Origin of the sequence: Rodentibacter sp. JRC1, assembly GCF_020521555.1 — a bacterium.
Lineage (GTDB): Bacteria > Pseudomonadota > Gammaproteobacteria > Enterobacterales > Pasteurellaceae > Rodentibacter > Rodentibacter abscessus.
Genome location: NZ_BPWA01000001.1, coordinates 587,160 through 609,042 on the forward strand (window position 1 = coordinate 587,160; position 21,883 = coordinate 609,042).

Annotated in this window: 23 protein-coding genes; 14 read left to right on the forward strand and 9 right to left on the reverse strand. The window is 41.4% G+C overall.

What is annotated here, in order from left to right:
* Window positions 1–97 precede the first annotated feature (97 nt).
* The 3 genes from HEMROJRC1_RS02635 (at window position 98) to HEMROJRC1_RS02645 (ending at window position 2,892) form a co-directional block, all read left to right on the forward strand.
* Window positions 98–667, forward strand: a complete 570-nt coding sequence (locus HEMROJRC1_RS02635; RefSeq protein WP_226691501.1) for a DUF5358 domain-containing protein — start codon at window positions 98–100, stop codon at window positions 665–667.
* A 173-nt stretch (window positions 668–840) separates the two neighbouring features.
* Window positions 841–2,499 (forward strand): phospho-sugar mutase, encoded by a 1,659-nt coding sequence (locus HEMROJRC1_RS02640; RefSeq protein ID WP_226691502.1) that lies wholly within the window; start codon window positions 841–843, stop codon window positions 2,497–2,499.
* Window positions 2,500–2,562: 63 nt separating this feature from the next.
* Window positions 2,563–2,892, forward strand: coding sequence for a multidrug efflux SMR transporter (locus HEMROJRC1_RS02645; protein WP_226691503.1), 330 nt, complete (start codon window positions 2,563–2,565; stop codon window positions 2,890–2,892).
* 192 nt (window positions 2,893–3,084) lie between these two features.
* Here the strand turns inward: HEMROJRC1_RS02645 and HEMROJRC1_RS02650 are convergent.
* A protein-coding gene (locus HEMROJRC1_RS02650; RefSeq protein ID WP_226691504.1) for an IS3 family transposase occupies window positions 3,085–4,418 on the reverse strand; the annotation gives its coding sequence in 2 pieces (ribosomal slippage) (window positions 3,085–3,914 and window positions 3,914–4,418; 1,335 coding nt in all).
* An 89-nt stretch (window positions 4,419–4,507) separates the two neighbouring features.
* Window positions 4,508–6,046 carry a YjjI family glycine radical enzyme gene (locus tag HEMROJRC1_RS02655; RefSeq protein WP_226691505.1) on the reverse strand — a complete coding sequence of 513 codons (1,539 nt, stop codon included), beginning with the start codon at window positions 6,044–6,046 and terminating at the stop codon, window positions 4,508–4,510.
* 192 nt (window positions 6,047–6,238) lie between these two features.
* Here HEMROJRC1_RS02655 and HEMROJRC1_RS02660 point away from each other — a divergent pair, with 192 nt between their 5' ends.
* Window positions 6,239–6,904, forward strand: coding sequence for a YitT family protein (locus HEMROJRC1_RS02660; RefSeq protein WP_226691506.1), 666 nt, complete (start codon window positions 6,239–6,241; stop codon window positions 6,902–6,904).
* On the opposite strand, the gene HEMROJRC1_RS02665 is transcribed toward HEMROJRC1_RS02660, so the two are convergent.
* The 5 genes from HEMROJRC1_RS02665 to HEMROJRC1_RS02685 form a co-directional block, all read right to left on the reverse strand.
* Window positions 6,854–7,888, reverse strand: coding sequence for a glycosyltransferase family 9 protein (locus HEMROJRC1_RS02665; RefSeq protein WP_226691507.1), 1,035 nt, complete (start codon window positions 7,886–7,888; stop codon window positions 6,854–6,856). The two genes, HEMROJRC1_RS02660 and HEMROJRC1_RS02665, sit on opposite strands and share 51 nt — an antisense overlap.
* Window positions 7,873–9,141 (reverse strand): O-antigen ligase, encoded by a 1,269-nt coding sequence (locus tag HEMROJRC1_RS02670; RefSeq protein ID WP_226691508.1) that lies wholly within the window; start codon window positions 9,139–9,141, stop codon window positions 7,873–7,875. The genes HEMROJRC1_RS02665 and HEMROJRC1_RS02670 overlap by 16 nt, the downstream gene beginning before the upstream one ends.
* A 69-nt stretch (window positions 9,142–9,210) precedes the next feature.
* Window positions 9,211–10,290, reverse strand: a complete 1,080-nt coding sequence (fbaA, locus tag HEMROJRC1_RS02675; RefSeq protein ID WP_226691509.1) for a class II fructose-bisphosphate aldolase — start codon at window positions 10,288–10,290, stop codon at window positions 9,211–9,213.
* 63 nt (window positions 10,291–10,353) lie between these two features.
* Window positions 10,354–11,517, reverse strand: coding sequence for a phosphoglycerate kinase (gene pgk / locus HEMROJRC1_RS02680; RefSeq protein WP_226691510.1), 1,164 nt, complete (start codon window positions 11,515–11,517; stop codon window positions 10,354–10,356).
* Between the two features lie 100 nt (window positions 11,518–11,617).
* Entirely contained in the window at window positions 11,618–12,340 is a 723-nt protein-coding gene (locus HEMROJRC1_RS02685) for a ribonuclease (protein WP_226691511.1), read from the reverse strand.
* Between the two features lie 84 nt (window positions 12,341–12,424).
* Between HEMROJRC1_RS02685 and HEMROJRC1_RS02690 the strand changes: the two genes are divergently transcribed.
* Window positions 12,425–12,685, forward strand: a complete 261-nt coding sequence (locus HEMROJRC1_RS02690; RefSeq protein ID WP_226691512.1) for a YfhL family 4Fe-4S dicluster ferredoxin — start codon at window positions 12,425–12,427, stop codon at window positions 12,683–12,685.
* Window positions 12,686–12,706: 21 nt separating this feature from the next.
* A complete protein-coding gene (locus HEMROJRC1_RS02695) occupies window positions 12,707–12,859 on the forward strand; it encodes a DUF1232 domain-containing protein (protein WP_226692913.1) in 153 nt (50 codons plus the stop codon).
* A gap of 234 nt (window positions 12,860–13,093) precedes the next feature.
* Here HEMROJRC1_RS02695 and HEMROJRC1_RS02700 read toward each other — a convergent pair whose 3' ends face one another.
* Complete coding sequence (locus HEMROJRC1_RS02700) at window positions 13,094–13,384, reverse strand: YfcZ/YiiS family protein (protein ID WP_226691513.1); 291 nt, start codon at window positions 13,382–13,384, stop codon at window positions 13,094–13,096.
* A 91-nt stretch (window positions 13,385–13,475) separates the two neighbouring features.
* Entirely contained in the window at window positions 13,476–14,480 is a 1,005-nt protein-coding gene (gene trpS / locus HEMROJRC1_RS02705; RefSeq protein ID WP_226691514.1) for a tryptophan--tRNA ligase, read from the reverse strand.
* 152 nt (window positions 14,481–14,632) lie between these two features.
* Here trpS and hflD point away from each other — a divergent pair, with 152 nt between their 5' ends.
* From hflD to HEMROJRC1_RS02745, 8 genes are all read left to right on the forward strand, one after another.
* A complete protein-coding gene (gene hflD, locus HEMROJRC1_RS02710; protein ID WP_226691515.1) occupies window positions 14,633–15,250 on the forward strand; it encodes a high frequency lysogenization protein HflD in 618 nt (205 codons plus the stop codon).
* A 29-nt stretch (window positions 15,251–15,279) separates the two neighbouring features.
* On the forward strand, window positions 15,280–16,647 hold the full coding sequence (gene purB, locus HEMROJRC1_RS02715; protein ID WP_226691516.1) for an adenylosuccinate lyase: 1,368 nt from the start codon (window positions 15,280–15,282) through the stop codon (window positions 16,645–16,647).
* Window positions 16,648–16,699: 52 nt separating this feature from the next.
* Complete coding sequence (locus HEMROJRC1_RS02720; protein ID WP_226691517.1) at window positions 16,700–16,891, forward strand: hypothetical protein; 192 nt, start codon at window positions 16,700–16,702, stop codon at window positions 16,889–16,891.
* A gap of 216 nt (window positions 16,892–17,107) precedes the next feature.
* Entirely contained in the window at window positions 17,108–18,418 is a 1,311-nt protein-coding gene (eno, locus tag HEMROJRC1_RS02725) for a phosphopyruvate hydratase (protein WP_226691518.1), read from the forward strand.
* Window positions 18,419–18,734: 316 nt separating this feature from the next.
* Window positions 18,735–19,154 (forward strand): DUF2251 domain-containing protein, encoded by a 420-nt coding sequence (locus HEMROJRC1_RS02730; RefSeq protein ID WP_226691519.1) that lies wholly within the window; start codon window positions 18,735–18,737, stop codon window positions 19,152–19,154.
* Complete coding sequence (locus tag HEMROJRC1_RS02735; protein WP_226691520.1) at window positions 19,155–19,859, forward strand: HAD-IA family hydrolase; 705 nt, start codon at window positions 19,155–19,157, stop codon at window positions 19,857–19,859.
* Entirely contained in the window at window positions 19,856–20,476 is a 621-nt protein-coding gene (locus tag HEMROJRC1_RS02740) for a hypothetical protein (protein ID WP_226691521.1), read from the forward strand. Before HEMROJRC1_RS02735 ends, HEMROJRC1_RS02740 begins: the two co-directional genes overlap by 4 nt.
* Window position 20,477: 1 nt before the next feature.
* A complete protein-coding gene (locus HEMROJRC1_RS02745; RefSeq protein WP_226691522.1) occupies window positions 20,478–21,659 on the forward strand; it encodes a glutathionylspermidine synthase family protein in 1,182 nt (393 codons plus the stop codon).
* Window positions 21,660–21,883: the final 224 nt, after the last annotated feature.

Genomic DNA, 21,883 nt, shown 5'->3' on the forward strand with positions numbered 1-21,883 from the left:
AAACTAAAATTTAATTGTTCCTTTATCTTCTTGGCGGTTATTGCTAGAATTTTCCCCGTTTACCACAGGTATTGATAAAACATAAAAGGAATCAACGGTGAAATATATTCTTACCCTTAGTATGGCATTTTTACTCGCTGCTTGCAGTTTGTTCGATACACCGCAATCCCCTATTCCTGCAGAATTTGCCGGTGCGGACTATCAGCTTTCGGATAAAGACGCAAAACAATGGGCGATAGCCAGTAAACAAGCCGAGCAATGTATTTACCCGAATCTTACCCGTATTCAGCAACAACATTTTAAGCACGAAGACAGCTATATTCATTCTCAATATGTCTTTTTCTATCCACTTGAAAAAATCATTGGTGAAGACTATGTCGCTATGATTCAAAAAGATGAAAAATCAATGAATTATGCGACTTATCAATTCAAAAAATTCCGTACTCAGACAGGTAAGATCGAACCTTTGGAAAATAAAGCCTGCCAACTATTACGCACACAAGCCCGTGATGATTTGGATGTGGTGAAAGGTCAATATAAAAACGGTATGGTTGATGAAACAAAAAATGAAGACGGCACATCGAAGAAACCCGAAGACGGTATTGCAACAAATCAAAACAAATTCTTCTTCGACATTATAAAATGGGGTTCGGCGTTATTACTGTAGTATTCAAGCGGGTTAAACGGTATTCGGGCTAAAATCGAATACCGTTTTTTATGCAAACGATTAGGTGAAAAAAGTGATAAGTAGATCAAATTTTTGGCAAATAACCCTTTGAACTTTAATTATTTTCCGCTAGTCTATCCAAGGTATTTCTTTAAACTTAAGAAGGTGACATTATGGCAAATATTTTTGATCTCGCACAAAACTGGTTAAGCCAAGATCCCGATGCAGAAACTCACGCAGAATTGACCGCACTTTTAAATGCGGCAAAAGATGGTGATAAAAAAGCGGAAGCTGAATTACACGCACGTTTTGACGGTCGTTTACAATTCGGCACAGCAGGCTTGCGTGGTCGTTTACAAGCCGGTTCGATGGGGATGAACCGTGTGCTTGTATCTCAAGCGGCAGGCGGATTAGCCGATTATTTAAAAAATTATGACGACACACCTTCTATCGTAATTGGTTACGATGGACGTAAAAACTCTGATGTATTCGCTCGTGATACGGCTGAAATTATGGCGGGAGCAGGAATAAAAGCGTATCTATTGCCGCGTAAATTACCAACTCCGGTATTGGCTTATGCAATTCAATATTTTGACACCACTGCCGGGGTGATGGTTACCGCAAGCCACAACCCACCGGAAGATAACGGATACAAAGTTTATTTAGGTAAAGCAAACGGTGGAGGACAAATCGTTTCTCCGGCAGATCAAGACATTGCAGCATTAATCGATAAAGTGGCGGCAGGCAATATCAAAGATTTACCGCGTAGCAACGATTATATTGTGTTGAACGATGAAGTCGTTGATGCTTACATTGCGAAAACCGCCTCTTTAGCAAAAGAACCTCAATGCGATATTAACTATGTTTACACAGCGATGCACGGCGTTGGCTATGAGGTATTAAGCAAAACCTTGGCAAAAGCAGGTTTACCACAACCTCATATTGTTGCGGAACAAGTGTGGCCGGACGGTACTTTCCCAACCGTGAATTTCCCTAATCCTGAAGAAAAAGGTGCACTGGATTTAGCCATCAAAGTGGCGAAAGAAAACAACGCCGAATTTATTATCGCAAATGATCCGGATGCCGACCGTTTAGCCGTTGCCGTGCCGGATGCAGAAGGTAACTGGAAACCGCTACACGGAAACGTAGTGGGCTGTTTCTTAGGCTGGTATTTGGCAAAACAATATCATGCGGAAGGAAAACAAGGTATTCTCGCTTGCTCTTTAGTTTCTTCCCCTGCACTTGCCGAAATCGCGAAAAAATACGGTTTTCAATCAGAAGAAACCTTAACGGGTTTCAAATATATCGGTAAAGTTAAAGGGCTCTTATTCGGTTTTGAAGAAGCACTCGGTTACTTAGTCGATCCGGATAAAGTACGCGATAAAGACGGCATTTCTGCGGCGATTATGTTCTTAGATCTTGTGCGGAATTTGAAAAAACAAGGTAAAACCTTGGCTGATTATGCCGATGAATTTACCAAAGAATTCGGTGCTTATGTGAGCGGACAAATTTCTATCCGTGTTGATGAACTTTCAGAAATCACTAAATTAATGACCGCACTTCGCAACAATCCGCCGACTGAAATTGCCGGTGTTAAAGTGGCACAATTTATCGATCATACTAAAACCGATCGCCAAAGTGATATCTTAGTATTCGTACTTGAAAATGGTAGTCGCCTAATCTCCCGCCCTTCAGGTACGGAACCGAAAATTAAGTTTTACCTTGATGCACGTGGCACAGATCCGAAAAATGCCGAACAAGTACTTTCTGATCTTGATGAAGGGGTTCGCAATATTCTTCGTCAAGAAGCTTATGGTAAGCAAGATTGCTAATTAAATTTAATAACCTGAAAAGAGGTGCATATTTGTACCTCTTTTTTCTTTAACGAGGTATAAATGAATCCTTGGGTTTTACTCGCAATTTCAATTTGCTTAGAAATAGCCGCAACAAATTTATTAAAACTGAGTAACGGTTTCACCAACCCCGTCCCGACTATCGGCTCATTGACACTCTACGCCATTGCCTTTTATTTACTTTCGATTATTTTCCGTACCTTACCTGTGGGATTGGTTTACGCCGTTTGGTCCGGTGTGGGGACTGTATTAACCGCTGTCGTTGCCTACTTCGCATTCGGGCAAAAAATTGATATGGCAGGATTAATTGGAATCGGATTAATTATCCTTGGTGTCTTGATTATTAACTTGTTTTCGTCAACGACACATTAAATTACGTAACCACTGCATAAAGCGAAAAATAGGGTAACGCAACTTATTGCCCACCATTGAAATTCCTTCTTTGGATGGGTGGGAAAAAAATTTGACCGCCCTACAACATCCTTATTTAACAACATTTGTGCAACCGCTACATAATACCGAAAAAAAGCGAAAAATTGATCTGACCCCAAAAAGTTAGACCATTTAACAAATGGTTTGAGTTCGATATTGTATCGGGCTCAAGCCGTTTAATTTTAATTGTATTCGTTCCTCATTGTAATACCGTATATACTCCCTCACCGCTTGTGCAACCTCCTCGGCATTGTCAAAATGCTTACCATAGATACATTCCGTTTTCATCCGCCCGAAAAAGCTCTCCATCATCGCATTATCTAGGCAGTTTCCCTTTCTTGACATACTCTGCACTATGCCGTTTTCTTGTAAGATGCGTTGATACGCACACATTTGATATTGCCAACCTTGGTCCGAATGCAGTATCGGCTTCGCCTCTTTGGGTAATTTTTCGACCGCTTGTTGCAACATTACTTTCACTTGTTGCCAATTCGGGCTTCGACTGATAGCAACGCTGATGATTTCCGAGTTGAAGCAGTCTAAAATCGGTGAGACGTAACATTTACTGCCGTCTTTGGCTTTGATTTCCGTGATGTCGGTAAGCCATTTTTCGTTTGGTCGGGTTGTGGTGAAATCCCGTTGTAAGCGGTTTGGGGCGATGTTTCCGATTTCACCGCGATAGGCGGCGTACTTTCTCGCTTTTTTGCCCTTCACCTGTAGCCCCATTTGTTGGATTAAGTGTTGTACCCGTTTGTGATTAACGCCTTTCAATAACGTACTTACTCGGCGATAACCATACGCCGGATTTTCTGCTTTAATCCGCCTGATTTCCGCTTTAAGTGCGGTATTTTTATCCGCCTTCGGCTTTAAATGATAGAAAAACACACTACGAGACAAATTTGCCAATGAAAGCAAGATGTTAAGCGGAAACGTCCCTCTCAATCTTTGGATAATCGCCGCCGTTCGGCTTCTTCCTCCCGTATCACTTCGTCCAACTTTTTTAGAAATGCCACCTCCGCTTCAAGCTCCAAAATCCTTAACCGTAAGCGGTCTTCTTCGGTCTTCGGCGGCGGTGGCATTTTGGCGTATTTTGGTTTTTTCGGGGACATTGTCGGTCTTCCTTTCGGTTTGGGGTGTAAACCGTTTATACCGTCTTTTTCAAAGGCTTTCAACCATTGGCTGATAAGACCTGAATTACTTATGCCGAAATGGATTGTCGCTTGCCTTGCAGAGAAATCCCCTTTTTGAACGGCAAGGATGACTTGATATTTAAATTCAGCGGAATAAATGCGTTTGCCGGGCAATAGGGCAAGCCCTGCATTGCCTGAATGTTGATATTGGGTAATCCAACGTCTTAAGGTGGTGTCGGAAAGTTGAAATTGCTTTTTTGTAAGTGAAACATCTAAGTGATTTTTAAGATAAAAATCGATGGCTTGTTGTTTGAATGTTTGATTGTATTTGGTCATAAAATCTGCCCCTGACTGAGTTGGTTTATTTTGTCCAACTTTTGGGGGGCAGATCAAATTAACCGCTCTTTTTTATACTCATTGCCTTTTTAAGCCTTCACGTCTTGTTCATCACGCAATTGCCGATCAAACACGTTCGCACAATCATCTGTGCCTGCGCCGTACCAAGTTGTATCACGCAATGCTACTTCACCTTTGCGATATTTTTCAACCTCACTTTTTTTCACCAAATAACCGGTTACACGAATTAAATCGGTATTTTTCAGATACGTGGTGATGTAACGATAGCCTGAAGCAAATGCACCATCAATAATATCGACTACGGCATCACAGTGATCTACATAAGTTTGATCAAAAGCGAATAAATCCCCTGTGCCGGATGGAAAATATTTATGAAAAGGGGCTGATTGTTTTAAATGAGCCAATAGTGTCGGCTCTTCCCCGACACGAATACGGTGTGCCGGTGTATTGCGTTTATCTTCTTCGTGATTACTTGCGCCCACTTGTGCATGTAATAAATAACGATTGCCCGTTCGTTCTGCATATAGGCCTTCGTGTGTATCGGTGATTTCTTTTAATTTATCCATGATTGCGGTGGCGATTTCATCTCCACGTTTACTTTTACCAAAGGTTTCATTTAAACCTTCACATTCTAATAAGTGATTTGTCGCATCCGCTAATCCGACAATTGCGAACATTCCGGTAAAATTAGTACGCTTGATAAAACCTTCTTTTTCTAAGAACGAGCTATCAAAAAAGCAACTTTCTTCCACCACAAATTTATGACGTTTATCCATTGTGGAAAGAGCGCATTTTGCCACTCGTGGTAACAATGTATTTACCATTTCATCCGTGCTTTTACAGGAGCGGGCAATAGTACCAAGACGCAAACGGGTTAAGGTATAAGCCCCGCCACATTCCGGCAAAGCGTTGTAACAACTCGCCACGCCGTATTCTTCACCGAGATCGGAAATATAATAGGCATCATTGGCAAAAGAAGGTTTAGACACTAACAAGCAGGCTTTAGCAGCAAGTTCTGCAAATTCACGGCTCGTTTTAGTTTTATCATACCGAATCGTCATATTCGGGGTTGGAGCTTCCAACTCAATGACTGCACGTAAAATTAAACGACCTGCTTTCATATCATAAGGACCAATATTGGCGTGGCAGAACGAATCCGGCACTGTTTTATCAATATGATTTAAGAAACGTTTGATTTTTATATAATCTTTTTCTTCATCCGTAATAAAGGGCTCAAGCAATACATCAAGGCGACCGATATACACGGGATAAGTCGTAATGGAGGGAACGTGAGAATAAAGAATCAATAAACCGTCTAAGACTTCATCAAGATCCTTCGGTGGAGGTAATTCTAAAAATTCACAGCCTTTTTGAATATACACATTGTAATCCGGCAAAATATAGCGCGGGCGATAAATCGCATAGCCTTCACATAAATCACAAATCATCTGATTTTGCAAAAAGCCCCATTCCTCATCGGTATAACCGAGCAATTCACGGGGATCAAATAAGCGTTCCGCAATATTACCTAAAGTCATTAATTTTTGGTGATAAGTCAAATTATCGGCTTTGGCGGTATTGAGAATATCTTGAAGCGTGGCGAGCATAAAACTTTCCCTCATAAAATAAGATGGAACATTGTAATGCCCACTTTGATACAAGGCAATTTTCATAATGTGATGTTGATCACATTTATCTAAAATTTATCTTGTAAATTATGCTCTATAATACCATTAAAGTATTTTGGCTTTACTGTATTTACCCTTATGATAGCGACATCTAACCGAAACAGGTAATTTATGAAAAAACCACGAGTAATTCCCCATACCGCTTGGGCGGCCGACTCCTTATGGTCGGTTGAAACGAAAACGATAAGCGTGTTGTTATGCGCTTTAGCGATATTGGGAATCGGCGATGGATTGATCGTATTATCCGATTTCGGTTCATCTCCTTGGACAGTGCTGTCTCAAGGTGTCGCATTACAAAGTGATATGAGTATCGGCTGGTCATCATTTCTTATCAGTGCGGTTGTAATGATTGCTTGGTTGCCTTTGAAACTACGTTTCGGTTTAGGAACAATCCTGAATATCATTGTCATTGCTCTTTTTTTAGATCTCACCACAAAAATTTTGCCCGAACCGACCGCACTTCTCTCTCGGATTGGGGTTGGTATCTTTGGGCTTTTTCTATACGGCTTAGGCACGGCACTTTATCTTACCTGTCAGCTAGGTGCAGGTCCAAGGGATGGGCTTATGGTGGGAATTTGTCAACGCTTTCATTTAAAGGTGGGCGGTGTTCGCACCGCTATTGAAGTGTTCGTTTGTGTGCTGGGCTTTTTTCTTGGCGGCACGGTGGGAATAGGCACCGTCATTTTTGCCGCCGGAATCGGTTGGATTGTACAAGCCTGTCTTAAATTAATTGCCCGCTTGCCACATCTTTCTCACGAAAGGAATAATCTCTCCTAAAGCATGCCGAATTGAGATAAGCGTTAAATTCATTTGTGTTTCCTTGCCGGCAGGGGGACAAAAAGCAAGATGTTTATCCGCCTCATTAATCGGTTTCCAACGTCTTGGTTGAGAAGAACGACTATTCGGATAAAACCCAATGGTAGGAATATTAAATGCACTGGCTAAATGCAACGGTCCGGTTGAGCCGGCAATGAATAAATCGGCACAAGCAAGCGATCGGGCAAAATCCACCAAGCCATTATTTTTATCATAAATCACCACTTGCGAATCATTCACTAATTGTGCAAGTTCACCCGCTTTTTCACTTTCTCCCGGGCCTGCAGTTAGCACAATATGGCAATCAAATTCAGCTAATAAACCTTTGATTAACTCCGCATATTGTTCAAGTGAAAGATTGGTTGCCGAACCGCCAGAACCGCTGTGTACGAAAATCCATTTTTTTTCTCTTGAAATCCCCAACATGTCTTGTAGAAAAATACGCTGATTTTCAACCGCACTTTCCGCAAAGGTTAGATAAGGCGGTTTCACTTCAACTATCGGCATCGCTTGTTTTGTCAAAAATGCACGAACTAAATCCTGATTATATTCCGCTTCCGATTTTTCCGAACGGGAACGTCTTTGCGTAAGGCGATGATTATAAAGAAATTGTACCCATTTCGTCGCAGGCGCAAGACGATATTTAATCCCGCTTTTCCACGCTAATTTCCCATTGTGGGAATTTGAGAAAAAACTGATCATTGCATCAAAGTTTTTCGATTTCACCTCATTTACAAGGCGATTAAAATCCGCTTTATCGCCTTTGTGGCTATCAATAATCACATCATCCAGATAAGGGCAAATTTCTGCCAATGGTGCGGTGTAACGCGGCACAAGTGCGGTCAATTTTAATGAAGGATTCGAGGCTTTCAACATCGCAAACGCCGGCCAAGCCTGTATAAAATCACCAAGTTTATCATTGCGAATGACTAAGATTTTTTCCATGATTGTTCCTCCAAAGGAGATTTCTCCATTTGTTTTAACATGGCATAAAAAACAAGGGTTAAGAAAAAGTAAAAAAGATTACCTGAATTATGCGTAAAAAAACCTTGGCTTAAACAATAAATCATCACGGAAAGAATATGCACCGTTCCCAATGTTGCGAGCAATTTTATATCTGAAGACGAACTGTTTAATCGAAGACTAAATTGACGTAACGGCACAAGTAAAATGCCGAGAAAAGCGATAAATCCGACAATACCCCGCTTAGACAAATCATCAAGATACTGGTTATGGGCGTGATCAAATTGTCCGATATTGCCTCTTACCGCTTTTACCTTCACATCCTGCTTACGTTTTTCTGTCGCACCATCTGCGCCCCAGCCAAAAATCGGTTTTTCTTTTATCATCAAAATTGCGCTTTTCCACATATCAAAACGCAGTCCAAGAGACGTATTGGCATTGTTCTTTTCATAGTTACTTATATCGGATTGAATGAAAGACAGGCGTTCCATCACCCGGCTATTCGGCATATTCGTTACGCCGGTAATAGCAATAACAAATACCGTTGCCAGCACAAAGAAAAAACCTTTTGAAAGTGAATGACGATAAATCCACAACACCACGATAAAGATGATAGGTAACGCTACCCACCCTCCTCGTGCCGTTGAAAGAATACTCCCCAATATGCCAAAGAGCGAAGCAACAATACAAAGTGCGGTCATTTTACGCTGTGATTTTTGCCAGTAATAAAGCCCAATCACTAAACTAAATAGCCCGAATGACATTGAAATATCGCCCGCTTGAATATAGATTGTACGCAAACCATAAGCAGCTTGGCTATGCAAAACAAATTTATCGTAAAGGGCAACCAATCCTGCAATGACAGAGCCTAACGGAATTGCATAAATTAACGCACATAGTTTTAACGGCATTCTTAATAAAAGCATTAAGGCCGGAATTAACAACACGGCTCGACTTGGGTTGTCTAATTCCCTACCTCTTCCGTCATTCATCAATAGTGAAAGCAAAAAAACAGCAAAATAAAAAATATAACTATAAATTAACCATTTATCTTCTTTTGATAAATTCCATTTAAATTTCTTAAATAGCCCGTAAACGCCATAACCGATCCCTAATGCAATCAGAAAAAACGGCGCAATATTATGTCCGCCTTTAAATGCCAAAACGGATAAAAAGAAAAAACTGATACTACAATTAACCAGAAACGGAAGAAGATTTTGTTTAGATATTTGCATAAATAATCACTCGAACAATAAAAAAACCGCACTCAAAAGTGCGGTCGTATTTTATGCTATTTTTGTGGATTATAAAACATCAACACAGTTTAAGTCTTCGAAAGATTGCTCTAGACGTTTGGACATAGATTCTTCCATTTTGCGCAACCAAACACGTGGATCGTAGTATTTTTTGTTCGGCACATCTTCGCCCTCAGGGTTACCTAATTGACCTTGAAGATAGGCTTCATTCGCTTTGTAGAAGTTTAAAATACCGTCCCAAGACGCCCATTGTGTATCCGTATCAATGTTCATTTTGATAGCACCGTAGCTGATTGCTTCGCGAATTTCTTCACGAGAAGAACCTGAACCGCCGTGGAATACGAAATCAATCGATTTGGCCGGAAGGTTACGTTCTTTAGAAACGAACTCTTGCGATTCTCCTAAGATAGACGGTTTTAATTTTACATTACCCGGTTTGTAAACGCCATGTACGTTACCGAATGCCGCTGCCACAGTGAAGCGTGGGCTAACAGGATGTAATTGGTCGTAAACATACAATACATCGGAAGGTTGGGTGTATAAGCGGGATTCATCAACATCAGAATTATCTACACCGTCTTCTTCACCACCGGTAATGCCGATTTCGATCTCAAGGGTCATACCCATTTTGCTCATACGTGCAAGGTATTCACGGCAGATTGCCATATTTTCTTCCATTGGCTCTTCAGATAAGTCAATCATATGAGAAGAAAACAGCGGTTTACCGGTTTCGGCAAAATGTTTTTCACCGGCATCAAGTAAGCCGTCAATCCACGGAAGTAATTTTTTTGCTGCGTGGTCAGTGTGAAGAATAACAGGCACACCGTATTCTGCCGCAAGTGCGTGAACGTGTTTCGCACCTGCAATTGCACCTAAAACGTCCGCACGAGCGCCGGAAGCCGGTTTAATACCCTTACCTGCATAGAAAGATGCGCCACCGTTAGAGAATTGAATGATAACCGGTGCTTTTACACGTGCTGCGGTTTCTAATACTGCATTTACAGAATCAGAACCGACGCAGTTTACCGCCGGAATTGCAAAATTATGTTCTTTTGCATAAGCGAATACTTTTTGAACATCATCACCGGTTAACACGCCCGGTTTTACAATATCTAATAATTTAGCCATTTTTATGTTTCCTTTTGAAATATTAAAAATTTTTTAGGTATATGGTGTTTAATTTCTACAAAATTAGCCTTTTGCACGTTTTTCAAGAATTTCTACCGCAGGTAATACTTTACCTTCTACGAATTCTAAGAATGCACCGCCACCGGTTGAAATGTAAGAAATTTTATCCGCAATACCGAACAGATCGATTGCCGCTAAAGTATCACCACCACCGGCAATAGAAAATGCTTCGCTATTTGCAATGGCGTGAGAAATAATTTCCGTTCCTTTGCGGAAATTAGGGAACTCAAATACGCCAACCGGACCATTCCATAAAACGGTTTTTGCATTTTTGATAATTTCCGCTAATTGTTCTGCCGATTTATCACCGATATCGAAGATAGACTCGTCATCTTTTACTTCTGTGACAGATTTTTCGGTTGCCGGCGCATTTTCTGAGAACTCCGTACCAACACGAACATCAACCGGAACCGGAATATCGGTACTTGCCGCTAATTCTTTCGCAACCGGAATCAAGTCTTCTTCGTATAAGGATTTACCTACATTATGACCTGCTGCAGCAATAAAAGTATTTGCGATACCGCCGCCCACGATAATTTGGTCAGCGATTTTAGAAAGAGAATTTAACACCTCTAATTTTGTTGAAACTTTAGAACCGCCTACGATTGCCACCATCGGACGAGCCGGTTCTTTTAATGCTTTACCTAATGCGTCTAATTCTGCGGCAAGTAAAGGGCCGGCACAAGCAATCGGTGCAAATTCCGCCACACCGTAGGTGGAAGCTTGTGCACGGTGAGCCGTACCGAATGCGTCCATCACAAACACATCGCAAAGTGCGGCATATTTTTTACCTAATTCAGGATCGTTTTTCTTTTCACCTTTATTGACACGAACATTTTCTAAAACAACGATTTCACCTTCTTTTACTTCTACACCGCCAAGATAATCACGTTCTAAGCGCACAGGAACACCAAGATGTTCATTCAAATAATCAACAACAGGCTGTAAAGAATCTTCAGGCTTAAATTCACCCTCTGTCGGACGACCTAAATGCGAAGTCACCATCACTTTAGCACCTTTCTCAAGCGCCAATTTTAAAGTAGGAATGGTGGCACGAATACGGGCATCGGAAGTCACTTTACCGTCTTTTACCGGCACATTAAGATCTGCACGGATAAACACTCGTTTTCCTGCTAAATCCAGGTCGGTCATTTTGATTACTGACATAATCTATCCTCTTTTAGTTAGTTAAAGTTAAAAATCAAAACCTTGCGTATTATACCTAGATCTCGCTAGGTTGTAACGATTTAGATCAAAGAAATCCTCATTACCTTTGGCAATCAATCACTTGCCATTGCTTGTTATAACAGATGAATAATTCATTACGACTTGCGCCAAGATAGGCATTTTTGAGCTGCGGATTATTCTGTTTCATCCAGCGAAATAATTCACTTCGGCTTAAATTTTCTTTAGGTAAATTCAACGTGTTAAATAACGTTTGCATTTTGGCAAAATATTGTTCGGCAGAGTCAAAGGCACAGCTACCGTGTTTCTCCCATTCGCCTTGTAATAATTTTGCCCCCGGCGATATGGTTAAATAATGCTCAATCGTTGATTTTGGCAAAGCGGGCAAATCGCCTTGGCAAAAACGCGGATGATCCGCAACAGAACGGGCTTTCGCATTTTGTGGCCACAAACCATGTACAACCCAGCCAAAAGAGCGATTAATTCCACATTGATATTGAGAGGATGAGGGAAGCCGATCACCATATTTTTCACGTTGCGAATCACAAAATCCGGGCGACCAAGAAAGTACTAACATATAGTAATCCGCTGCAGCCTTGGCATTTTGACCGATAGAATCATCTCGCATACTTACGTCATAATCGGAAAAAATATCGCCATTTTTGACCGCACTTTTACCGGATTGGGAAGAGATCCTCTGTACGATTTGTTTGGAAGAGGAGGATTTTTGCTCTTCGGTAAAATATTGCCAAATACTTAAAGCAGCCAGAGCAATAATGGAAAGTATCGAAACCTGTTTTTTCATAAAATCCGCTTATTTTTTGTCAATTTTATATTTGTCGGCTATAATTCGCCGCTTTCTATTTGTTGATACATTTAAAGGATCTTCATGGCGTTACTCATCACAAACAAATGCACAAATTGCGATATGTGCTTGCCTGAATGCCCGAACGAGGCGATCTCTGTCGGCGATGAGATCTATGTAATTGATCCTGTACTTTGTACCGAATGTGTCGGTCACTATGATACACCGACTTGTCAAAAAGTTTGCCCGATCACAAACTGTATCAAGCCGGATCCCGCTCATCAAGAAACGGAAGAACAACTTTGGGAACGTTTCGTTATGATCCACCACGCTGACAAGCTCTAAGGTAATCTTATGTTTGCCCGAATGAATAAAACCAAATTAATCAAGATAGCAGTGATTTTGATTTATCTGTTCAGCCCTTTCGATATTCTGCCGGAAGCCATACTTGGCCCTTTAGGTTTAGTAGACGATGCGGCGGCGGTTTGGCTGCTGATCAAAATATTATTTTCTAAATAAAGTGCGGTTGAAATTTGGTGAGAAAATCCGGTATCGTGCAGTTATTTCACAAAAAGAATTTTATATTCAATATTTATTGGAAGGTAGGGTGCGTTAGCCTTAGGCATAACGCACCTTCCTGTCAATTAATCAATAAGTCTCATTACGGTGCGTTACGGCTTCGCCTAACGCACCCTACAATATTTTGTGCAATAGCTACATAATACCGAGAAAATCAACCGCACTTTCATTCGGTTACGCAATCTTCATTTGGAAAATCACAAGCTCAGCCTGACAACAAAACGTGAATTCCGCCTTTAACAAATATCCGTCTTCCGCTTTGCTAATTTCCGCCTGAACATCACAAGGTTCACTTTCCACCTCGCGAGCTTTTTGGGTAAAAAAGTCTAATGCAGTTTGCGCCTGTTCCTGCGTATCATAAACATAATTGAGCATTTGTGTACAATCTCGATTATCAAATAATGATTTCATATCAAAAGTATTACAGCCGACACATTCAATCGGTTTTTCAGTTTGAATAGCCATTTTTCGCTCCTTTATTTAGTGAATTAAATTAAAATGGATACAAAGTAGCAAGACGAAGCTAGACATTTTTAAATTTAATTCACTATGGTCTTTATTTTGCGGCGACAAAGCCGACCGCTTCATACACTTTTGTTAATGTCTCTTGTGCTTTTGCCCGCGCCTTTGCCGCCCCTTGGCGAAGTACGTCATCAAGTAAAGCTTCATTATTGCGGTATTCGTTGAAACGCTCTTGTAAACCTGCAAGCAAGCTGGAGACTTCATCCGCCACCGCCGTTTTTAAATGACCGTACATTTTACCTTCAAATTCTTTCTCAAGTTCCGAGACTGGTTTATCGCTTACCGCCGAAAGAATATCTAATAAATTCGATACTCCGGCTTTATTTTTTACGTCATAACGTACCACAGGCGGTTCATCGGAATCCGTTACGGCTCGTTTGATTTTTTTCGCCACCGATTTCGGATCTTCCAAAAGGGTGACAACATTATTGCGATTGTCATCTGATTTTGACATTTTCTTTTCCGGATCTTGTAATGACATAATACGAGCGCCGGCTTTTCCGATAAAAATTTCCGGAATCGTGAAAACATCACCATAAAGCGCGTTGAAACGGTTTGCAATATCGCGGGTAATTTCCAAATGTTGTTTTTGATCATCGCCCACCGGTACGCTTTTTGCCTGATAAAGCAAAATATCCGCCGCCATTAACACCGGATAATCAAATAAACCCACATTGATATTTTCTGCATAACGGGTGGACTTATCTTTAAACTGGGTCATTCGGCTCATTTCGCCAAAATAAGTATAACAATTTAATACCCAGCCCAATTGTGTGTGTTCAGGCACGTGAGATTGCACGAAAATCGTCGCTTTGTTCGGATCAATGCCACATGCCAAATAAAGCGCTACCACATCAAGGGTTGCTTTACGAAGTGCGGCGGGATCTTGGCGAACCGTAATGGCGTGTAAATCCACCACGCAAAAAATACACTCATAATCATCTTGCATTTTCACCCAGTTACGTAACGCACCTAAATAGTTACCGATGGTCAATTCACCGGAAGGTTGCACACCGCTAAAAACAATTGGTTTTGTCATAAGTTGTCCTTTTCATTTTAAAGCAAATTGACGCTATCATATCAAAAGATATAAGCTTTTTTAATGAGAGAGTTCAAAACAAGCCGTAAAAATGCTATATTGTGAGCCAACCTAACCATTTATTGATCACAATTCTCACGTTGACGCTATCTATGAAAAATTATCACGATATGACACTGGCTCTCGCCGGTGTTTGCCAATCCGTCGCCCTTATCAATCAACTTGCAATGGAAGGCGATATTATTCATAAAGATGCTTTTCAAACCTCAATTCAATCGCTTTTACAAATCCAACCGAAAGATCCCCTTGACGTTTTTAATGGAGATGCCCGCCATCTTAAATTGGGTTTGGAAACCTTAATCGAGCAATTAACCTCAGTAAATGACCGCAACATCGTGAATTATTGGACAGGTCTGCTTAGCTTGGAAAATCGCCTACAAAAAAATGCAAAAGCAAAAAATCAACTGACACAGCGTATCCGACATTTATCGGAACAAATGGAATATTACGATTTGCTTGCTCCAAGTATGATTTCCATTATTGCAAATATTTATATTGACCTAATCAGTCCTTTGAGCGACAAAATTCGTATTATAGGCGTCACGGATTATCTGCAACAGCAAGAGGTTCAGGACAAAGTTCGCGCTTGCTTACTCGCCGGCATCCGTTCCGCTGTATTATGGCGGCAAGTAGGCGGCAGCAAATGGAAGATACTATTCTTCCGTAACAAAATAATTAATGTGGCAAAAGAAATTTATTCAACGATTTAATTAACCTTCCTTATATACCGGAGTATTTTATGCAACTTTCCGCACTTACTGCGATTTCCCCGATTGACGGACGCTATCAAGACAAAGCGACCGCACTTCGTGATATTTTCAGCGAATTCGGTTTACTCAAATTCCGTGTCACCGTTGAAGTTCGCTGGCTACAAAAATTGGCGGCGACAACGGAAATCTCAGAAGTTCCGACTTTATCTAAAGAAGCAAACGATTACCTCAATAAAATCGTCAGCGAATTTAATCTAAAAGATGCCGAGCGTATCAAAGAAATCGAACGTACCACCAATCACGATGTGAAAGCGGTTGAATATTTCTTAAAAGAAAAAAGCGAAAACTTACCGGAACTGGCAAAAGTCGCTGAATTTATTCACTTTGCCTGCACCTCGGAAGACATCAACAATCTCTCTCATGCGTTAATGTTAAAAACCGCACGTGATACCGTTATTCTTCCCGAGTGGCAAAAACTCATTGATGAAATCAATCGCCTTGCAAACGAATACAAAACCGTTCCGTTACTTTCCCGCACGCACGGACAACCCGCCTCGCCTACAACTATCGGAAAAGAAATGGCCAATGTGGTTTATCGCTTACGTCGCCAATTCAAACAATTACAACAAAATGAAATCCTCGGTAAAATCAACGGCGCGGTGGGTAACTACAATGCCCATTTATCGGCTTATCCGAATCTTGACTGGCATAAATTCAGCGAGGAATTCGTTACCTCACTCGGTTTAAACTGGAATCCGTACACTACACAAATCGAACCGCACGACTACATCGCCGAATATTTTGATGCAGTGGTACGTTTCAATACCATAATTATTGATTTCGACCGTGATCTTTGGGGTTATATCGCCTTAAATCATTTCAAACAGCGTACTATCGCAGGTGAAATCGGTTCCTCCACGATGCCGCATAAGGTAAATCCGATTGATTTTGAAAACTCCGAAGGAAATCTTGGTCTGGCAAACGCCGTGATGACCCACTTGGCGCAAAAGTTACCGATTTCCCGCTGGCAACGTGATTTAACGGATTCTACCGTTTTGCGTAACCTCGGCGTGGGTATCGGCTATTGCTTAATCGCTTATGCGGCAACACGCAAAGGAATAAGTAAATTAGAGGTGAATGAACAGCATTTACGTGATGAACTCAACCAAAACTGGGAAGTTCTTGCCGAGCCGATTCAAACGGTAATGCGCCGTTATGGTATCGAGAAACCTTATGAAAAACTCAAAGAACTCACCCGAGGTAAGCGTGTGGACGAACAAGCAATGCGTGAATTTATCGAAAAACTTGAAATTCCGGCAGAAGAAAAAATCCGCTTGCAACAACTCACACCTGAAACCTATATCGGGGCTGCAATTGAGCTTGTAGAAAAGCTGTAATTTGAAGGAATGAAGTGCGGTTAAAATTGACCGCACTTTTTCTTTTCAAACAATGAATTTCAATGGTGGACAACAAGTTGCACCACCCTACTTTTCACTTTGTGCAACTGATATGGAATACCGTGAATATCGACCGCACTTTGTTTTTTATAAAAATCAAAAACCGGACGAAGAGGTAGGGTGTGTTAGCCAAAGGCGTAACGCACCGTTAAACCCAAGTTTGGTGCGTTACGGCTTCGCCTAACCGCAACCCTACAGTGATTTGTGCAACTGATACACAATACCGAAAATTCAAAGCGATTTTTGACCGCACTTTATTTTTTTCATTTAATCGAAAATTAGACGAAGATCAAAGCAAGCGCATTTTTTGCAAGACAAAACAGCAAAATACCTTTATCATAAGCCCCAATTTTAGGCTTGCCTAATACGCATTTTTATTAACTTAAAGAGGAAAACAAAAATGGCAAAAATCGTTAAAGTGATTGGTCGTGAAATCATCGACTCACGTGGTAACCCAACTGTAGAAGCTGAAGTTCATTTAGAAGGCGGTTTCGTTGGTCTTGCGGCTGCTCCGTCAGGTGCATCAACCGGTTCCCGTGAAGCATTAGAATTACGCGATGGCGACAAATCACGTTTCTTAGGTAAAGGCGTATTAAAAGCGGTATCTGCGGTAAACGGCCCGATTGCTGAAGCATTAGTCGGTAAAGAAGCATCAAATCAAGCTGAAATCGACCAAATTATGATCGATTTAGACGGCACGGAAAACAAATCAAACTTCGGTGCAAACGCAATCTTAGCGGTATCTTTAGCAAATGCAAAAGCGGCTGCGGCCTCTAAAGGCTTGCCACTTTATGCTTACATTGCCGAATTAAACGGTACACCGGGCGTATATTCCATGCCATTACCAATGATGAACATTATCAACGGTGGTGAACACGCAGATAACAACGTTGATATTCAAGAATTTATGATTCAACCGGTTGGTGCAAAAACATTACGTGAAGCACTTCGTATCGGTGCGGAAGTATTCCACAACTTGGCGAAAGTATTAAAAGCAAAAGGTATGAGCACCGCAGTAGGTGACGAAGGCGGTTTCGCACCAAACCTAGCATCTAATGCCGATGCGTTAGCATGTATTAAAGAAGCGGTTGAAAAAGCAGGTTATGAATTAGGCAAAGACGTAACCCTCGCAATGGACTGTGCATCTTCCGAGTTCTACAACAAAGAAACCGGCAAATATGAAATGAAAGGCGAAGGTCGTTCATTCACTTCTGAAGAATTTACCCACTACTTAGAAGAATTAACCAAACAATATCCGATCGTGTCTATCGAAGACGGTCAAGATGAGTCTGACTGGGCAGGTTTTGCATACCAAACTAAAGTTTTGGGCGACCGTGTTCAATTAGTGGGTGATGACTTATTCGTAACCAATACCAAAATCTTAAAAGAAGGTATCGAGAAAGGCATTGCAAACTCAATCTTAATCAAATTCAACCAAATCGGTTCTTTAACCGAAACATTAGCCGCGATCAAAATGGCGAAAGATGCAGGTTATACCGCTGTAATCTCTCACCGTTCAGGTGAAACCGAAGATGCCACTATCGCAGATTTAGCGGTTGGTACAGCAGCAGGTCAAATCAAAACAGGTTCTATGAGCCGTTCTGACCGTATTGCGAAATACAACCAGTTAATCCGTATTGAAGAAGCGTTAGAACGTGCCGGCACTCCAGCTGCGTTCCCGGGCTTAAAAGCGGTTAAAGGTCAAGCTTAATCTTCGCTCGCTAATTAAAACAAACCGCACTTTTGAAAGAAAGTGCGGTATTTTTTTAAGACATTTTCGGAATGATGTATCCCCTGCACAAATCATTGTAGGGTGGCGTCAAGCGAAGCCGTAACGCATCGTAATGAAATTTATTGATAAAAAGGTGCGTTACGCCTACGGCTAACACCCCCTACCTCAAAATATCGGATATAAAATTCTCTTTGTGCGACTGATACATAATAACGGGCGTTTTCACCATTTATAGTGTAAACATTGCAGGACATATCACATACGCCCTTAAAAATTAACTTTATTAGGAAAATCTATGCTCCATCTAACCCTTGAAGACGAACTCTTCCTCGGCACACCGAAACAGGTCGGCACTCACTCCACCTTGTATGATCACCTTGCCGTGATGTTTGAAGATGACGGTGAAACCGGCTATTTTTACGCACTTGATATGCGCCAAAACGGACAACAGATTGTAGATGTACTGCACGTGTATAATGTGGATTCCACCTCAAATCATCACGAAGCCCGCAAACTAGAAATCTGCTGGGATGAAAGCGGCTATTTGGCTTTACTCTTAATTAACGGTTATCCGCACGCCGTATTTGATTTTGCCCGTTTAGTCGGTTATAACAGTAGCAAGTATCCGCAACCGGATTTAATGAGTATGTGGACACGTGAAGAAATAACCAACGACAAAGCCGAGCAATGGCTAGGCATACCGACCATCAAATAAATGAAATTTTATCGAAATTTACACCCCTTCAAAGTGATAAGCTTTGATTTAGATGATACGCTTTACGATAACCGTGAGGTTATAACCGCTGCGGTTGCACGCTTTATTCAATACGTACAAAATCTCACGCAATGCCCAAGTTTTGGTGAAGAATGGGGGGAATTAAAAGATCAAATTGCACGGAAAAATCCTCGCTTAAGCGAAGATGTGACGGAATGGCGAAAAGAAGCACTACGCCAATTTCTAGTCAAAAAAGACAAAAATGCGGAGGAAATTGACCGCACTTTAACGTTTGCAATGAACGAATTTTTTCATTGGCGACACCGAATTACCGTACCGGAAGAAACGATCAGCGTTTTAAATTCATTGAAAACAGATTATAAACTTAGCGTGATTACAAACGGAAATGTCGAACCCTCACGTATCGGTTTAACCCAATTTGATCTTATCTTACGTGGCGGCGAGCACGGCAGAGCAAAACCGCACGAGGATTTATTCCTACAAACCGCGCGTTATTTTAATATTGCTCCGCAAGAAATTTTACACGTAGGCGATAACTTAATCACTGACGTACAGGGGGCGATTCAAGCCGGTTGCCAAGCAGTATGGATTAATTTATCGGAGAATACGCTTGCCGATTTTTCCGAAGCAACCCTTTTACCCACTTTAGAAATCAATCAATTAACCGAATTACTTAAGCTATGAAAAAACAAAACCAAATTCTTGTTACGCTTTCCATTGTTGCCTTACTTGGTGGCTGCTCGGAAGAAGAAGTACAACGCGATGTTTATCATTCCCTTGAAGACTGCCTTGCCGATTGGAAAAAAATCGAACTCTGTGAGGCTGACAAAAACACGGAAAATACACAAACCGCTCCGATTAACGAAAACCGTCAAACCACGCTATCTCAAAATAGCAATTCCCTCTCAAATTTAGGTTTGCGCAATAACGGAGAGAACGCAAATACCGCCAATCAAGAATGGCAAAATGCTCAAAACAACCAACCGAACGGTGGACAAAATACCAATAATGAACCCGCAGCCAATGCGGAAAGCAATGATCCTTCTTTAGGTGCAGCTATCGCCGGCGGAGTGATGGGGTATATGGCAGCACGTGCAATCAGCAGCTTTTTAGGCCCAAGTTATCATCCGAGCAATCGTGCGGTTTCCACTCCGACAGGACAAGTTATCCAACCGCAAACCAACCGCTCTGTCGGCAAACCCATGTTGGTAAAAGGCAAAGCAGGTAGTATGAATAGCAAACCTGTTTCACGTGGTGGTTTCACTGCGCCGAGTAGTTCAAAACGTAGCAGCGGAGGCTAAAATGAAACGCGTTACCGGTTTTCCTACCCGCCCTGATATGACGCAGCAGCTTTTAGACGTAGGATTCGATTATTACAATTTACCCTCAAGCGATGGTTCCCATTATTGGTCGGATAATGTTGCCTATGAATTTACCTTGGCAGAAATCGATCGCATTGAAGATACCACGAATGAACTCCACGCCATGTGTTTGGACTTTGTTGCAGATGAAATCAAGCAAGGGGATTATTCCTATTATCGTTTTAGCGATTTACAAAAGCAGCTTATTGAAGATGCGTGGCGCAAACAAGCCCCATATTTATACGGACGCTTTGATTTCGGCTATGACGGCGAAAATTTAAAAATGTTTGAATATAACGCCGATACGCCCACTTCTTTACTCGAAGCTGCCGTAGTGCAATGGCAATGGTTAGAACAAATCGAAGGGCTACAACATCGCGATCAATTCAACTGGATTCACGAAGAATTACTCAAACATTTCACCTTTCTCAAACAACAAAGCGGAAAATCCGACTTCCATTTTAGTGCGATGCAAGAGGCCGGACGTGAAGATTGGGGCAATGTGGATTATCTGGCAGATGTTGCTTACAACGCAGGTTGGAACATTCATCAACTTGCCGTGGAAGATATCGGCTATAACCAAGAAAACCAAGAATTTATCGATTTAAACGATGCACCTATCGAAATGTTGTTCAAGCTTTATCCGCTAGAATGGTTAAGTAGTGCTGAATTTGCTCAACATATTCCTACCGCTAAAACAAATTTTATTGAACCGGCTTGGAAAATGCTATTAAGCAACAAAGCCTTATTGGCAAAATTATGGCAACGTTATCCAAACCACCCGAACTTACTCCCGGCATATTTCAATAAATTTGATATTACCGACAGAAAAGCCATTTGGGTGAAAAAGCCGTTGCTAGGTCGCGAAGGCGCAAATGTGTTCTATTATGAAAAAAGTAACGGGGTAGAATTTGCCGCCAAAGGTAGTGAACATTCGGCATTCTACGATACAGCAGGCTATATTTATCAACAAAAATTCGAACTCCCGAATTTTGACGGAATGTATCCGGTTATCGGCTCATGGGTAATCGGCGATGTAGCATGCGGTATGGGACTGCGGGAAGATTTCACGGCAGTAACAGGAAATGACAGCCACTTCGTACCACATTATTTTGTGCCGTAAAAATGATGAGAACTATGTCTTTACAAACTATCTAAAGCTAAAAGTGCGGTCAAATTTGACCGCATTTTTAGTGTTCATCATTTGTCGCTATTGCACAAATCATCGTAGGTGCCGTTAGGCAAAGCCGTAACGAACCGGAGGAAATTTATTGATAAATTGATAAAAGGTGCGTTACGCCTGCGGCTACCCCCCTACAAAACCTAAAGTTCTTTTTATCAACCATT

Coding starts and splice junctions, on each gene's coding strand:
- HEMROJRC1_RS02640 (WP_226691502.1), top strand. CDS start 841: ATGGCAAATATTTTTGATCTCGCACAAAACTGGTTAAGCCAAGATCCC.
- HEMROJRC1_RS02645 (WP_226691503.1), top strand. CDS start 2,563: ATGAATCCTTGGGTTTTACTCGCAATTTCAATTTGCTTAGAAATAGCC.
- HEMROJRC1_RS02655 (WP_226691505.1), bottom strand. CDS start 6,046: ATGCTCGCCACGCTTCAAGATATTCTCAATACCGCCAAAGCCGATAAT.
- HEMROJRC1_RS02660 (WP_226691506.1), top strand. CDS start 6,239: ATGAAAAAACCACGAGTAATTCCCCATACCGCTTGGGCGGCCGACTCC.
- HEMROJRC1_RS02665 (WP_226691507.1), bottom strand. CDS start 7,888: ATGGAAAAAATCTTAGTCATTCGCAATGATAAACTTGGTGATTTTATA.
- HEMROJRC1_RS02670 (WP_226691508.1), bottom strand. CDS start 9,141: ATGCAAATATCTAAACAAAATCTTCTTCCGTTTCTGGTTAATTGTAGT.
- fbaA (WP_226691509.1), bottom strand. CDS start 10,290: ATGGCTAAATTATTAGATATTGTAAAACCGGGCGTGTTAACCGGTGAT.
- pgk (WP_226691510.1), bottom strand. CDS start 11,517: ATGTCAGTAATCAAAATGACCGACCTGGATTTAGCAGGAAAACGAGTG.
- HEMROJRC1_RS02685 (WP_226691511.1), bottom strand. CDS start 12,340: ATGAAAAAACAGGTTTCGATACTTTCCATTATTGCTCTGGCTGCTTTA.
- HEMROJRC1_RS02690 (WP_226691512.1), top strand. CDS start 12,425: ATGGCGTTACTCATCACAAACAAATGCACAAATTGCGATATGTGCTTG.
- HEMROJRC1_RS02695 (WP_226692913.1), top strand. CDS start 12,707: ATGAATAAAACCAAATTAATCAAGATAGCAGTGATTTTGATTTATCTG.
- HEMROJRC1_RS02700 (WP_226691513.1), bottom strand. CDS start 13,384: ATGGCTATTCAAACTGAAAAACCGATTGAATGTGTCGGCTGTAATACT.
- trpS (WP_226691514.1), bottom strand. CDS start 14,480: ATGACAAAACCAATTGTTTTTAGCGGTGTGCAACCTTCCGGTGAATTG.
- hflD (WP_226691515.1), top strand. CDS start 14,633: ATGAAAAATTATCACGATATGACACTGGCTCTCGCCGGTGTTTGCCAA.
- purB (WP_226691516.1), top strand. CDS start 15,280: ATGCAACTTTCCGCACTTACTGCGATTTCCCCGATTGACGGACGCTAT.
- HEMROJRC1_RS02720 (WP_226691517.1), top strand. CDS start 16,700: ATGAATTTCAATGGTGGACAACAAGTTGCACCACCCTACTTTTCACTT.
- eno (WP_226691518.1), top strand. CDS start 17,108: ATGGCAAAAATCGTTAAAGTGATTGGTCGTGAAATCATCGACTCACGT.
- HEMROJRC1_RS02730 (WP_226691519.1), top strand. CDS start 18,735: ATGCTCCATCTAACCCTTGAAGACGAACTCTTCCTCGGCACACCGAAA.
- HEMROJRC1_RS02735 (WP_226691520.1), top strand. CDS start 19,155: ATGAAATTTTATCGAAATTTACACCCCTTCAAAGTGATAAGCTTTGAT.
- HEMROJRC1_RS02740 (WP_226691521.1), top strand. CDS start 19,856: ATGAAAAAACAAAACCAAATTCTTGTTACGCTTTCCATTGTTGCCTTA.
- HEMROJRC1_RS02745 (WP_226691522.1), top strand. CDS start 20,478: ATGAAACGCGTTACCGGTTTTCCTACCCGCCCTGATATGACGCAGCAG.